At 61.6% G+C, this 13,221-nt stretch carries 12 protein-coding genes; 6 read left to right on the top strand and 6 right to left on the bottom strand.

Annotation, left to right across the window (positions count from 1 at the left end):
• Window positions 1–351: 351 nt before the first annotated feature.
• Window positions 352–1,926 carry a hemolysin family protein gene (locus JNK99_RS01335; protein WP_291847515.1) on the top strand — a complete coding sequence of 525 codons (1,575 nt, stop codon included), beginning with the start codon at window positions 352–354 and terminating at the stop codon, window positions 1,924–1,926.
• A 62-nt stretch (window positions 1,927–1,988) separates the two neighbouring features.
• Here JNK99_RS01335 and JNK99_RS01330 read toward each other — a convergent pair whose 3' ends face one another.
• The 3 genes from JNK99_RS01330 to apbC all read right to left on the bottom strand — a co-directional run bounded on the left by JNK99_RS01330 (window position 1,989) and on the right by apbC (window position 6,114).
• The gene (locus JNK99_RS01330; RefSeq protein ID WP_291847513.1) at window positions 1,989–4,226 is read right to left on the bottom strand and encodes an arginine/lysine/ornithine decarboxylase; all 2,238 of its coding nucleotides are present in this window, start codon (window positions 4,224–4,226) and stop codon (window positions 1,989–1,991) included.
• A gap of 114 nt (window positions 4,227–4,340) precedes the next feature.
• Window positions 4,341–4,907, bottom strand: coding sequence for a dCTP deaminase (dcd, locus tag JNK99_RS01325; protein ID WP_291847511.1), 567 nt, complete (start codon window positions 4,905–4,907; stop codon window positions 4,341–4,343).
• A gap of 115 nt (window positions 4,908–5,022) precedes the next feature.
• On the bottom strand, window positions 5,023–6,114 hold the full coding sequence (gene apbC / locus JNK99_RS01320; RefSeq protein WP_291847509.1) for an iron-sulfur cluster carrier protein ApbC: 1,092 nt from the start codon (window positions 6,112–6,114) through the stop codon (window positions 5,023–5,025).
• Between the two features lie 138 nt (window positions 6,115–6,252).
• Here apbC and JNK99_RS01315 point away from each other — a divergent pair, with 138 nt between their 5' ends.
• Window positions 6,253–6,903: a pyridoxal-phosphate dependent enzyme gene (locus tag JNK99_RS01315; RefSeq protein WP_291847507.1), complete on the top strand. Its 651-nt coding sequence runs from the start codon at window positions 6,253–6,255 to the stop codon at window positions 6,901–6,903.
• A gap of 39 nt (window positions 6,904–6,942) precedes the next feature.
• On the opposite strand, the gene JNK99_RS01310 is transcribed toward JNK99_RS01315, so the two are convergent.
• Window positions 6,943–7,782: an inositol monophosphatase family protein gene (locus tag JNK99_RS01310; protein WP_291847505.1), complete on the bottom strand. Its 840-nt coding sequence runs from the start codon at window positions 7,780–7,782 to the stop codon at window positions 6,943–6,945.
• 6 nt (window positions 7,783–7,788) lie between these two features.
• Complete coding sequence (locus JNK99_RS01305) at window positions 7,789–8,340, bottom strand: thioredoxin family protein (protein WP_291847503.1); 552 nt, start codon at window positions 8,338–8,340, stop codon at window positions 7,789–7,791.
• Window positions 8,341–8,396: 56 nt separating this feature from the next.
• On the opposite strand from JNK99_RS01305, the gene JNK99_RS01300 reads away from it, so the two are divergent.
• The 4 genes from JNK99_RS01300 (at window position 8,397) to JNK99_RS01285 (ending at window position 12,533) form a co-directional block, all read left to right on the top strand.
• Entirely contained in the window at window positions 8,397–9,158 is a 762-nt protein-coding gene (locus JNK99_RS01300; protein WP_291847501.1) for a 16S rRNA (uracil(1498)-N(3))-methyltransferase, read from the top strand.
• Window positions 9,151–10,866, top strand: a complete 1,716-nt coding sequence (pap, locus tag JNK99_RS01295; protein ID WP_291847499.1) for a polyphosphate:AMP phosphotransferase — start codon at window positions 9,151–9,153, stop codon at window positions 10,864–10,866. Before JNK99_RS01300 ends, pap begins: the two co-directional genes overlap by 8 nt.
• Complete coding sequence (gene argA, locus JNK99_RS01290) at window positions 10,850–12,187, top strand: amino-acid N-acetyltransferase (RefSeq protein ID WP_291847497.1); 1,338 nt, start codon at window positions 10,850–10,852, stop codon at window positions 12,185–12,187. Before pap ends, argA begins: the two co-directional genes overlap by 17 nt.
• Before the next feature lie 73 nt (window positions 12,188–12,260).
• Window positions 12,261–12,533, top strand: a complete 273-nt coding sequence (locus JNK99_RS01285) for an oxidative damage protection protein (protein ID WP_291847496.1) — start codon at window positions 12,261–12,263, stop codon at window positions 12,531–12,533.
• Window positions 12,534–12,595: 62 nt separating this feature from the next.
• Here JNK99_RS01285 and rpiA read toward each other — a convergent pair.
• Window positions 12,596–13,221: ribose-5-phosphate isomerase RpiA (gene rpiA, locus JNK99_RS01280; protein ID WP_291847495.1), on the bottom strand; the 626-nt coding region annotated here is incomplete at its 5' end.

The raw sequence follows: 13,221 nt of genomic DNA, 5'->3' as shown, positions 1-13,221 counted from the left end.
GTTTCTTCGAAGATGCGGCCCTTCGACAGGGCGATCGTGATGCCGTCCACCTGTTTCCCCAGCGCGACAAAGCCCGCATTCTACCGCAGCGGGCCATCACCGGCGCCGGTACGGCAGCGCTGCGCCGTACCGGCAGTCGGCCGGGCTGTGCAGCGTTGCCGTAGGAACACAGGATTCGGGCATGAATAGCGTATTATTCAGCCTCCACGAGGCGGGCCGGGGAAAAAGGCACGCAACAGACATAATCATGCGAAGCGAACGGCCCGAACTGCCGACCCTGGGGTACGCGCCTGGACAGGCAGAGAAGGCAGGGAAATCGTTCAGCTTCGGCCGAACATGGAGGGGATTCCGATGGAACACATGACGCTTTACTTGAACCTGGTATTGATCCTGGTGTTTATCGCCGGCAACGCGTTCTTCGTCGGCTCCGAGATCGCCATCTCGTCGGCTCGTCGCAGCCGCATCCGGCAACTGGCTGAGGATGGCGACAAGCGGGCGGCCCGGGTCGAGATGCTGCACAACGAGCCGGAGCGCTTCTACTCGGTCACCCAGGTCGGCATCACCCTGGTCTCGCTCGGTCTTGGCGCGGTCGGCATGGAGACGGTCAGTAATCTCACCGACTCCGGTTTCGTCGCGGTTTTCGCCTTGTTCGGTGACAGCCCGGCGCTGATCAAGGCAGCGCATACCGTGTCGTACGTCTTCGCCTTCATCGTGATCTCCTTCCTGCACGTGGTTGCCGGCGAACTCGCCCCCAAGGTGCTGGCGTTTCACAAGGCCGAGCAACTGAGCATGGCGGTTGGCGGAACGATCAACCTGCTGTACCTCACCTTCCGGCCCCTGATCTACGTCATGAAGATGTCGTCGAACGCGCTGCTCTGGATGTTCGGACAACGCAATCTGGAGGGTCACGGCGAAAGCCATTTCACGATGTCGGTCGAGGAGATCCGCATGATCCTCTCGGCAAGCGAGAAGGACGGGACACTGGCTCCCGAGGAAACCGAGATGATCCGCGGGGTATTCAAGCTCGATGAACACACGGTGCGCGAGGCGATGATCCCGCGCACCCAGATCAGGGCGCTGGCGCATGAGGAAACGCTGGCCGACGCCCTGCGAGTTTTCCGCGATGTGCCGCATGCTCGCTTCCCGGTTTACGACAAAAGCCTGGACCGGATTACCGGTGTCGTTGCCATCAAGGAACTGTTGACCGTGATGGCCGAAAGCAGCGGGAGTACTCTTGAGGAGGTGAGCCGGCGACCGGTCGGCGAATTCGCGCAGGCGCCCTACATCGTTCCGAACAGCAAGCTGCTCAGCGATCTGCTCAAGGACTTCAAGCGTACCCGGCAGCAGATGGCGGTGGTGATTGATGAGTATGGCGGCACCGAAGGGATCATCACTCTGGAGGACATCCTTGAAGAAATCGTTGGCGACTATGAGGATGAATTTACCCGTCAGGCCAGACGGGTGAAAAAGCTGGTCGGCAGCCAGTACGAGATCGATGCGTCGATGCGCGTCTCCGATCTGGAGCTTCTGCTCGATTTCCCCTTCCCGAAGGACGACGACTACGTCACGCTGGCTGGCCTGTTCTACAAGAAGCTGGGCAGTGTGCCGCGAGTCGGGGATTCGGTCGAAGTTCTGGGTGGCCGACTGACGGTACTGGAAATGGACAACCACCGGATCACCCTGCTCAAGTTCGAAGACACCGCGATGGGTGAGGACGGGGTCGTTCGCCTGGTTGACAGTGTGTCGGCGGCGGATGTCGTCCCCGGCCCGGACGGCGAAACGGTAGCGGACACGGCCAGCGAACCCCTGGTTGACGGGGTGGGCAAGGCAGGAGTTTCAGACGATCCAGCGGCCGACGCCGGCAGGCCGGTGGATTTCGCAGTTGCAGCCGAGACGCCGGTGATCATCGCCAAACCGGCGCCTTGAGTGAGCAGTACAGGGTTCGGTCCGCACGTCTTCCGGTGAGGGTCACACCCTGCCAGATCCATTCAGCGCACGCAGTCCACCGAGTACACCGGTTTGCCATCGACGATGGCCTTGACCAGGCCGTGGACGTCGGTTTCGAATCCGGGGAAACGCTCGTTGAAATCACGCGCAAACTGCAGGTAGCGAACGATCGTCGCATTGAAACGCTCGCCAGGAATCAGCAACGGGATTCCCGGCGGGTAGGGGGTGAGCAGGATGCTGGTGATCCTGCCCTCGAGAGCGTCGATCGGTACCCGGTCGATCTCGCGGTGCGCCATGCTGGCAAAAGCGTCGGTCGGCTTCATCGCCGGCTCCATGTCCGAAAGGTACATGCGGGTCGTCAGGTGCGCCACGTCGTTGGCAGCGTAGATGCCGTGAATCTGCCGGCAGAGGTCCTTCAGCCCGTAGTTCTCATAACGCGGGTTTTTGCTTAGAAACTCGGGCATCACCTTCCAGAGCGGCAGGTTCTGGTCGTAGCCATCCTTGAACTGCTGCAGTTCGGTGACCATCGTGTTCCAGCGACCCTTGGTGATGCCGATGGTGAACATGATGAAGAAGGAGTAAAGGCCGCACTTTTCAACGATGATGCCGTGTTCGGCGAGGTATTTGGTGACGATGGCCGCCGGGATGCCCCAGTCGGCGAATGCTCCGTCTACGTCCAGTCCCGGGGTGATGATCGTCGCCTTGATCGGGTCGAGCATGTTGAAGCCTTCGGCCAGCATGCCGAAGCCGTGCCAGCGTTCACCGGGCCTGAGGATCCATGCCGAACGCCCTTCGAGGCCTTCGCCGGACAGGTCATCCGGCCCCCAGACCTTGAACCACCAGTCGGTTCCCCATTCCTTGTCGACCTTGCGCATCGTACTGCGGAAGTTGAGTGCCTCGGCAATCGATTCGTCGACCAGGGCCGTTCCTTCGGGCGCCTCCATCATCGCTGCCGCGACGTCACAGGAGGCGATGATCGCGTATTGCGGCGAGGTCGAGGTATGCATCAGGTAGGCCTCATTGAAAACGTCGCGGTCGAGTTTTCGCCCTTCGGATTCCTGCACCAGGATTTGCGAGGCCTGCGAGAGCCCGGCCAGCAGCTTGTGGGTCGATTGCGTCGAGAAGATCATCGACTCCTTGCAGCGCGGACGGTCGGCGCCGATGGCGTGGTAATCGCCATAGAAATCGTGGAAGGCGGCGTGTGGCAGCCAGGCCTCGTCGAAATGCAGCGTATCGATCACCCCGTCGAGCATCTCCTTGATTTCCTCGACGTTGTAGAGGATGCCGTCGTAGGTGCTCTGGGTGATCGTCAGGACGCGCGGCTTTGCCTGAACGGTGCGCGCGAACGGGTGCGCCGCGATCTTTTTCTGGATGTTCTCCCAGCGGAACTCTTCTTTCGGAATCGGCCCGATGATCCCGTAGTGGTTGCGTGTTGGCATCAGGAATACCGGGATGGCGCCGGTCATGATGATCGAATGGAGCACCGACTTGTGGCAGTTGCGGTCGACGATGACGATGTCGCCGGGTGCGACAGTCGAATGCCAGACGATCTTGTTCGAGGTCGAGGTGCCGTTGGTGACGAAGAACAGGTGGTCGGCATTGAAGATGCGGGCCGCGTTGCGCTCCGAGGCGGCGACTGGTCCGGTGTGGTCGAGCAATTGGCCAAGTTCCTCGACCGCGTTGCACACGTCGGCACGCAGCATGTTCTCACCGAAGAACTGATGGAACATCCTGCCGACCGGGCTCTTGAGGAAGGCCACGCCACCGGAGTGCCCCGGGCAGTGCCAGGAGTACGATCCGTCCTCGGCATAATGCGTCAGCGCCCGGAAGAACGGGGGCGCCAGACTCTCCAGATAGGCCTTGGCCTCACGGATGACGTAGCGGCTGATGAACTCGGCGGTGTCCTCGAACATGTGGATGAAGCCGTGCAACTCGCGCAGCACGTCGTTCGGGATGTGCCGCGAGGTGCGTGTCTCGCCGTAAAGGAAGATCGGGATGTCCTCATTGCGGCAGCGGATCTCCTTGACGAAGGCGCGCAGGTTGGCCACCGTCTGGTCCGACCGGCCGTGTCTGAAGTCCTCGTCGTCGATCGACAGAATGAAAGCCGAGGCGCGGCTTTGCTGCTGGGCAAATGACGTCAGGTCGCCATAGCTGGTGACGCCGAAGACTTCGAAACCCTTCTTCTCGATCGCCTTGGCCAGCGCGCGGATACCAAGCCCGCCGGTGTTCTCCGAACGGTAGTCCTTGTCGATGACGATGACCGGGAAATTGAAGTGCATGGGAAATCCAGTAGCTGGCTAATCAGGAGTGAGGGAACGAGTGCGTGTTGATCAGCAACGCACAGGCGACCGGCATGGCTGCCTCTGCTTCTTGTCAGGGGTCTTGCGGGCGAATCAGATCTTGGGCAGAGTGACGCCCCGCTGGCCCTGATACTTGCCGCCGCGATCCTTGTATGATGTTTCGCATTCCTCGTCCGATTCGAAGAAAAGTACCTGCGCAATGCCCTCGTTGGCGTAGATCTTTGCCGGTAGTGGCGTCGTATTGGAGAATTCGAGTGTCACATGTCCTTCCCACTCGGGCTCGAAGGGAGTCACATTGACGATGATGCCGCAGCGCGCATAGGTGCTCTTGCCGAGGCAAATGGTCAGGACACTGCGTGGAATACGGAAATATTCGACGGTGCGCGCCAAGGCAAAGGAGTTCGGCGGGATGATGCAGAAATCGTTCTTGACCTCGACGAAGGAATTCGGGTCGAAGTTCTTCGGGTCGACGATCGTCGAGTTGAGGTTGGTGAACAGCTTGAATTCGTCCGAGCAGCGAATGTCGTAGCCATAGCTGGAGGTGCCGTAAGAGACGATCCGGCGGCCATCGACCTCGCGCACCTGGTTGGCTGCGAAGGGTTCGATCATGCCGTGCTCTTCCACCATGCGGCGGATCCACCTATCCGATTTGATTGACATTGCTGGCTACCCGAACACCGCCGAGACGCTAAAGGCCGTCATTCTACGGTGTCCGGGCGACGGATGAAACCGATCCGGTACGCGGGCACCGGGTGATGAGGAGCGGTCTGGCGGGTCAGGTATTCTGGACGACGATACTCGGAAACTTGGCACTCATGTCGCGCGCCCGCTCGGCGACCTTGACCGCCAGGCGGCGGGCGATCGTCCGGTAGATCTCGGCGGCCCGCGAATCCGGTGCACCGACCACCGTCGGTGTGCCGGCGTCGGTCAGTTCACGGATCGAGAGTTCCAGCGGCAGCGCTCCGAGAAACTCGGTGCCATAGTCGGCGCACATCTGCCTGCCGCCGCCGTGGCCGAAGATGTGTTCTTCATGACCGCAGTGCGCACAGATGTGAATGCTCATGTTCTCGACCAGACCGAGGATCGGGATGCCGACCTTCTCGAACATCTTGAGGCCCTTGCGTGCGTCGATCAGGGCGATGTCCTGGGGTGTCGTGACGATCACCGCACCGGTGACCGGTACCTTCTGTGACAGGGTGAGCTGGGTGTCTCCGGTTCCCGGGGGCATGTCGACCAGCAGGTAGTCGACGTCCTGCCAGTTGGTCTGCTTGAGCAGTTGCTCGAGTGCCTGGGTGACCATCGGGCCACGCCAGACCATCGGCGAATCGACGTCGATCATGAATCCGATCGACATGGCCTGCAATCCATGCGCCAGCAAGGGATCCATTGACACGCCGTCGGTGGACTCCGGCTTCTGGCCGATCAGTCCGAGCATCTGCGGTTGTGACGGGCCGTAGATGTCGGCGTCAAGGAGACCGACCGAGGCGCCTTCCTGGGCCAGCGCGAGTGCCAGATTCACCGCCGTCGTGCTCTTGCCGACCCCGCCTTTGCCCGACGCGATGGCGATGATGTTCTTCACTCCCGGCAGCGGTTTCAGACCGCGCTGCACGGTGTGGGCAACGATCCTGACGGTGAGATTGACTCTGATGTTGCCAACGCCCGGAATGCTGCGCAGTTTGCCGATCACCGAGTGACGGATTTCGTTGAGCTGGCTTTTCGCCGGATAACCGAGCTCGATGTCCAGCGAAACGTCCGCCCCGTTGACCTTGATGTTTCTCGCCGAACGTGTCGAAAGGAAATCCTTTCCAGTATTGTGGTCGATCAGATCCTTGAGTGCCGCCTGCACGGCTTCGTTTGTAATGGCCATTGGTCACAGCTCCTGTACATGATACCCGAGTAATTTGGTATAGTTTAGCGCAAAAAAAGGCAGAGCACATCTGCCGCGTGACCTCCTTTGGCAAACACGGCGTTTTGATCGCCCCACAGCGTCCGGTGAAGCTATGCTTTGTCGATCACTAGTCAAACTCCGGGCAGCAGCCAGAGAGTCTGGTTGCGGACCGCCATTCGCCGCATCGAAGCGAGTTTTCGGCGCTCCAGCGACACCCGCCTGATTCCCCTGCACCTGCCCGCGTTTCCGGCGGTGGACCTGTGTCTCAAGGACGGGTCCAGTCATCCGGCCGGCAGTCTCAAGCCTCGTTTGGCGCACCTCTTGTCTCCTCTCTGCGTTGTGCAACGGCTGGCTGTGGGGAGGCCGTACGGTGGTCGAAGCATCAACGGTTCGACGGCCATTTCCGAAGCGTACTTTGCCCGTTTCCTCGGGCTGCCGTTTGTGGTGGTCATGCCGGCGTCGACCTCGGCCGAGAAGATCGCAGAAATCGAGTTGCAGGGCGGGCGCTGCCATCTGGTCGATGACCCGATGGTGCTGCACAGCGAATCACGGCGCCTGGTCAACGAACCCGATGGTCACTACATGGATCGGTTCACCTATGCCGAGTGGGTGACCGATTGGCGCTCGAACAACAACATCTCCGAATCGATCTTCCAGCAGATACGACTCGAACGGCATCACTGCCGGAGTGGCTCGTCTCGGGCGCCGGTACCGGAGGCACGGTCGCAGTGTTGGTGTGAGCAACCGCGCGCAGTGCACGGCAGGTAAAGGGCTGCGCCTGGTTTTCTCGAGCGTCGCTGCCCGGATTCAGTCACCGGTCGGCGGAGTGTTCTGGCGAACCCAGTCACGCCAGGCAGCGAACACCTCCGGATGCAACGCGGCGATCACCGGGCGGCGCCAGACATCATCCTGGTCGTAGTCGTCGTGTGTCAGAGTGCACATCTGTCCGCCCGCCTCGCGCAGGATCAGGCTGCCGGCGGCATAGTCCCAGAGCATCTGGCCGCCGTGCAGGTAGAGATCGAGCCGGCCGGCGGCAAGGTTGCACCAGTCGAGGGTCGAACTGCCGAAATTGCGCTGCGAGTAGAATGGCGGGCTGACCGCGATCCGATCGGCCAGTTGCTTCGGAATACGCTTGAAGTCGACGCCGCCGACCGCGCGTCCAATGTCGGCAGTCACTTGGCGCAGCGGCAGTCGGCGACCATTCAGGTAGGCACCATTACCCTCGCGCGCATAGAACATCTCGTCGGTGATCGGATTGTAGGTGACCGCCAGACGTGCGCGTCGCCCGCTGATCCAGGCAACGGAGACGGCAAAACAGGGTAGCCCGTTGATGAAATTGGTCGTGCCGTCGATCGGGTCGATGCACCACAGGCCGGCTGTGTCATCGTTGCTATCCTGCCAGCGGGCACGCTGTGCTGCCGGGGACATTTCCTCGCCGATGATCGGGCAGCGGTGGATTTCGCTCAGCCGCCCCAGGAGAAACTGCTGTGCCGCGAGGTCGGCTTCCGAGCATAGCGATCCGTCATTCTTGCGCTGGCCATGGCTGACCCGCAGAAAGCGCGGAATGATCTCCCGCTGTGCCACCTCGCGCACCAGAGCGACGGTGGCGTCGAGCATCAGCTTGAGTGCGCTGTCTGCCTCGTGCATGCTCAATCAGTGACGCCACTTGATCGAGCAGCCGATGCTGGCGGTCTGCTCCTGCGGGCCTCGGCCAGTCGTGGCGACCATGCACATCGCCGCGAGCAACTCGCGACGCGCTGCGGGCGGTGCCGCCGTGCGGCCGCTGGAATCGAGCCGCCCGCGATACTGCAGTTGCAGATCGCGGTTGAAGCCGAAGAAGTCCGGCGTACATACGGCGCCATAACTGCGCGCCACTTCCTGCGTCGGGTCATGAAGGTATGGGAAGGGGAAGTCGAGCTGCTGCGCGATGCGTGCCATGTTTTCGAAGGAATCCTCAGGATACTCGGCCGCATCGTTGCTCATGATGGCGCCGACGCCAATGCCCAGCTTCTGCAGTTCGCGCGCATCGCGGCAGATGCGGTCGATGATCGCCTTGACGTAGGGGCAGTGGTTGCAGATGAACATCAGCAGCAGGCCATTCGAGCCGCGCAGCGTGGACAAGCTGTGGCGTGAGCCGGTGGTATCATCCAGCGCAAAGTCGACGGCTGGCCAGCCAAAGTCACAAACCGGGGTATTGAGCGCCATGCCGGAGGAGCCTCCAAACAACGAACATCAAACGGCGAAACTCTTATAATACCACGGTGAGCCATCCCCGCTTTCATTGCCCCATGCCGCTGGAGGTGGGCGCCTGTGCCGATCTTCCGGAGCGGGTGGCGCATCATGCGACCAGGGTGCTGCGCTTGCGGCGCGGCGATGTGATGACTCTGTTCGGCAGCACCGGTGGCGAGTATGCTGCGCGGATCGTTGCTGCCGAGCGGACACGGGTAAGCGTCGAAGTGCTCGGCTGGTGTGCGGTCGAGCGTGAGTCGCCGCTGTCGATCACCCTGGTGCAGGCGCTGCAGGCTGGCGAGAAAATGGATTTGACGGTGCAGAAGGCTGTCGAACTCGGCGTCCGGCGCATCGTTCCAGTGATGTCGAAGCGCGGTGTGTTGCAACTCGATGAGCAGCGCGCCCTGCGCCGGCTGGAACATTGGCGAAGTGTGGTGGTTGCCGCTTGTGAGCAGTGTGGGCGCAACCGGGTGCCGGAAGTGACGCTGCCCGAGCGCCTTGCAGACTGGCTGGCTCGCGTGCCCAGGGATGGGATGCTGCGGTTGATGCTGGCGCCCGCGGGGGCCCGCTCGCTGGCCAGCCTGTCGGCGCCGCCGGTTGACCAATCCATTGAATTGCTGATCGGTGCTGAGGGCGGGCTGGCAGTAGAAGAGGTCCAGTTGGCGGCTTTATCCGGCTTTCTGTCGGTTCGTCTCGGGCCGCGCATCCTGCGCACCGAAACGGCTGGCTTGGCGGCCCTGGCCGCAATTCAGGTTTTGTGGGGTGACTTCAAGGAGGAGACGACTGATGTTTGAATCGGCAGAACTGGGACACAAGATCGACAAGGAGACGTTCAAGGAAGAGGAGCCCAAGCTGCGCGCAGCGCTGCTTGACGCACAGGAACAGTTGCGGGAAAACGGTAGCTTTCCGGTGATCATCCTGATCAGCGGCGTCGACGGGTCGGGCAAGGGCGAGACCATCAACACGCTGTACGAGTGGATGGACCCGCGCTACATGTCGACGCGCACCTTTTCGGCACCTACGCAGGAGGAGCGGGAGCGTCCGTCGATGTGGCGTTTCTGGCGCGCGTTGCCGAAAAAGGGGCGAATCGGGATTGCCGCAGGTTCGTGGTATTCGTGGCCGATCGCTGAACGCATTGCCGGCGATCTTTCGCGATCCGATTTCGATCAGCGCATGGATGAACTCAACCGCTTCGAGGAGATGCTGGTCAACGAGGGCGCCTTGGTGCTCAAGTTCTGGATACATTTGTCGAAGGAGGCGCAGCGTGAGCGCCTGAAATCGATTGAAGCGAATCCGTTGACCCGCTGGCGAGTGACCAAGGCGAGTTGGGACCGGCTGAAGACCTACGACAAGATGCAGGAGGTGGCCGGGCATCTGCTGCGCACGACCAATACGCCCTGCGCGCCCTGGATCATTGTCGAAGGCACCGACGACCGTTATCGGAACCTGACGGTTGGCAGGACGATCCTCGAGTCACTTCAGAAGAGGCTGGCCGACAAGCGAGAACAGACTTCGCCGGTGGCGCCGCCATTCGCGCCCCGGTTCGATAGTCTCGATGTGCTGAACGCGCTGGACATGACGCAAAGCCTGGCGAAGAAGGACTACGAGACCGAACTCGCGACCTGGCAAGGACGCCTGGCGCAGTTGATGCGCCACCCCGAGTTCAAGAAGCGGGCGTTGATTCTTGCTTTTGAAGGTTCGGATGCGGCAGGCAAGGGCGGTGCCATCCGGCGGGTGATGTCGGCGATGGACGCCCGGCAGTATCAGATCATCCCGATTGCTGCGCCGACTGAAGAGGAGCGTGCGCAGCCCTATCTGTGGCGTTTCTGGCGGCACATGCCGCGCCTCGGACGGGTGACCATTTTCGACCGGACGTGGTACGGCCGCGTGCTCGTCGAGCGGGTCGAAGGGTTTTGCAGCCAGGCCGACTGGTTGCGCGCCTACTCCGAGATCAACGATTTCGAGCACGACCTCTGGCGTGCAGGCGGCATCGTTGTCAAGTTCTGGCTGCAGATCAGCGACGAAGAGCAACTGAGGCGCTTCGAGGAGCGCGCCAAGGTCGAGCACAAGCGTTACAAGATCACCGAGGAAGACTGGCGAAACCGGGAGAAGGCCGGGGCATATCACGAGGCGGTCTGCGACATGATTGACCGCACCAGTTCCGGAACGGCACCGTGGACGATCGTCGAGTCCAATGACAAGTATTTTTCTCGGGTCAAGGTCCTGCGAACGATCTGCGAACGGCTGGAGAAGGAACTCAAGATCGATCTGACCAAGGAGCCGAGGATGGTGATCAGACGAGAGTCCAAGGCTGCGGCAACCGAGGAGTCGACCCCCGCCAAGGAAGCGCCTGCCGACGAAGCGCCTGCCACAGAGGCGCCGGGGTTAACCGACAAGGACACTCCGAAGACGAAGGCTGATCGCACCAAACCGTCCAAAGCCGCGCCGGCAAGGGAGGCGAAGGCGGAGAAGGCGCGCGAGAAGGATGGCCACCACAAGTGAGATGTCCGGCGATTTGAGTCCAGCCCAATTTGTTGCCTGGTTTCGATCGGTTGCGCCCTACGTCAATCTTTTTCGCGGCAAGACCTTTCTGATCGCCTTCGGTGGCAAGGCGATCGCCGGACAGCTGGCGCGTACGCTGGCCTATGATGTCAACCTGCTGGCTGCCCTTGGCGTGCGCCTGGTGCTGGTGCACGGCGCCCGACCGCAGATCGAGAAGCTGTTGCGTCAGCGGGGGCTACCGTCGGTCTATCATGGCAACTACCGGATAACCGACGCACAGGCGATCGGTTGTGTCATCGACGCGGTGGGCAGCATCTACGTCGAGATCGAGGCCCTGCTGTCGCAGGGCCTCGCCGATACGCCGATGGCCAACAGTACGATCCGCGTCGTTGGCGGCAACTTCATTACCGCCAAGCCGGTGGGTGTGGTGGATGGCGTCGATCTGCAGTATTCGGGGCAGGTGCGCAAGATCGACGGCGAGGGGATTCGCGCTCAGCTCGGTCTTGGCAACATTGTTCTCCTGTCCTGTGTCGGATCAAGTCCCACCGGCGAGATCTTCAATCTGGCAATGGAGGAGGTGGCGGAGGCGGTTGCCACCTCGCTGCTGGCCGACAAACTGATCTTTCTGACCGATAGTCCTGGTGCCACCGACATCGATGGCGCTCTGCTCGACGAACTGACCGTAGACGCGGCCGATCGGCTGGTCAGTCTCGGGGACTGGTTGTCGGCTGACCTCAGACGTTATCTGCCCTGTGCGGTGCGCGCCAGTCGTGCGGGGGTCGGTCGGGTGCACCTGATCGGTTATGACGAGGACGGTACGCTGCTGCGCGAGCTGTTTACACATGACGGCGTCGGCACGGTGATTACCCGTGAATCACTTGAGCAGTTGCGCGATGCGCGCCCCGACGATATCGGCGGCCTGGTGGCGCTGATCGAGCCGCTCGAAGAGGCCGGAACCCTGGTTCGCCGCTCGCGCGAGTTGCTCGAGCGGGAAATCACGCGTTTTTCGATCGTCGAACATGATGGTGTGATCGTTGGCTGCGCGGCGCTCTATCCCTACGGCGACGAGCAGGCCGAACTGGCCTGCCTGGCCGTTCATCCGCATTATCGCCGCTGGGGCTATGGCACACTGCTGATGAAGCGCATCGAGGTACAAGCCCGCGCCTCGGGCGTCAAACGCCTCTTCGTGCTGACGACGGTGACTTCGCAATGGTTCAAGGAGCGCGGTTTCACCGTTCGCCAGGTCGAGGATCTGCCGGCCGAGAAACGGCTTGTATACAACCTGCAACGCCGCTCGAACGTGTTGATGAAGGCACTTTGAGCGGCAGCGCGCGGCTGGTGGTCAAATGGCGGCGGCGGGGCAAATTCACCTGAACAAGCAAGGAGCTGATTACATGGCAAGAATGGTCAATTGCATCAAGCTCGGTCGTGAGGCCGAAGGTCTTGACTTTCCGCCCTACCCGGGCGAGTTGGGCAAGCGGGTTTTCGAGGCGGTCTCCAAGGAGGCCTGGCAGCAGTGGATCCGCATGCAGACCATGATCATCAACGAGAACCGTCTCAATCTGGCCGATGCCGCACACCGCAAGTATCTGGCCGAACAGATGGAGCGGCATTTCTTCGGTGGCGGCGCCGACCGGGTACAGGGCTACGTGCCGCCGGCCGCCTGACGCCACCTTTCGCGGCTGCCCCGGTCGGCGGCGGTCCGGCAAGGCCGGGCGAGCCAGCGGGCTCAATCGGCGGTCAGCGTCTGTACCCCGTTGCTCGTGCCAAGCAGGCAGACATCGGCCGGGCGACAGGCAAACAGCCCGTTGGTGACCACGCCGACGATCTGGTTGATGCGCGTTTCCAGGGTGGGTGGGTCGACGATGTGAAGCCCCCCCAGGTTGATGATCAGGTTGCCGTTGTCGGTAACGAAACCTTTGCGCAGCAGCGGTTCACCGCCGATACGCGTCAGCTCGCGCTGTACATGGGCGAGCGCCATCGGAATGACTTCGATCGGCAGGGCGAAGCGGCCCAGGACCGGTACCAGCTTGGACTGATCGGCGATGCAGACGAACTTGCAGGCGACGGCAGCGACGATCTTTTCGCGCGTCAGTGCGCCGCCTCCCCCCTTGATCATCTGCATTGCCGGATTGATCTCATCGGCTCCGTCAACGTAGATGGGCAGTTGCTCGACCTCGTTGAGATCGAAGACCGCGATGCCGTGTTGCTCCAGCCGTCTTCTGGTCGCTTCGGAACTTGCCACCGCACCGCGGATCCGGTGGCTGATCGCTGCCAGTTCGTCGATGAAACAGTTGGCAGTCGAGCCGGTACCTACGCCGACGATTTCTCCTTCGATGACGTGGCTGATGGCGG

The sequence above is a fragment of the Accumulibacter sp. genome (genome assembly GCF_016789985.1).
GTDB lineage: Bacteria > Pseudomonadota > Gammaproteobacteria > Burkholderiales > Rhodocyclaceae > Accumulibacter.
The sequence above is the reverse complement of the archived record's forward strand: the minus strand, read 5'-3'. Positions and strand labels throughout refer to the sequence as shown.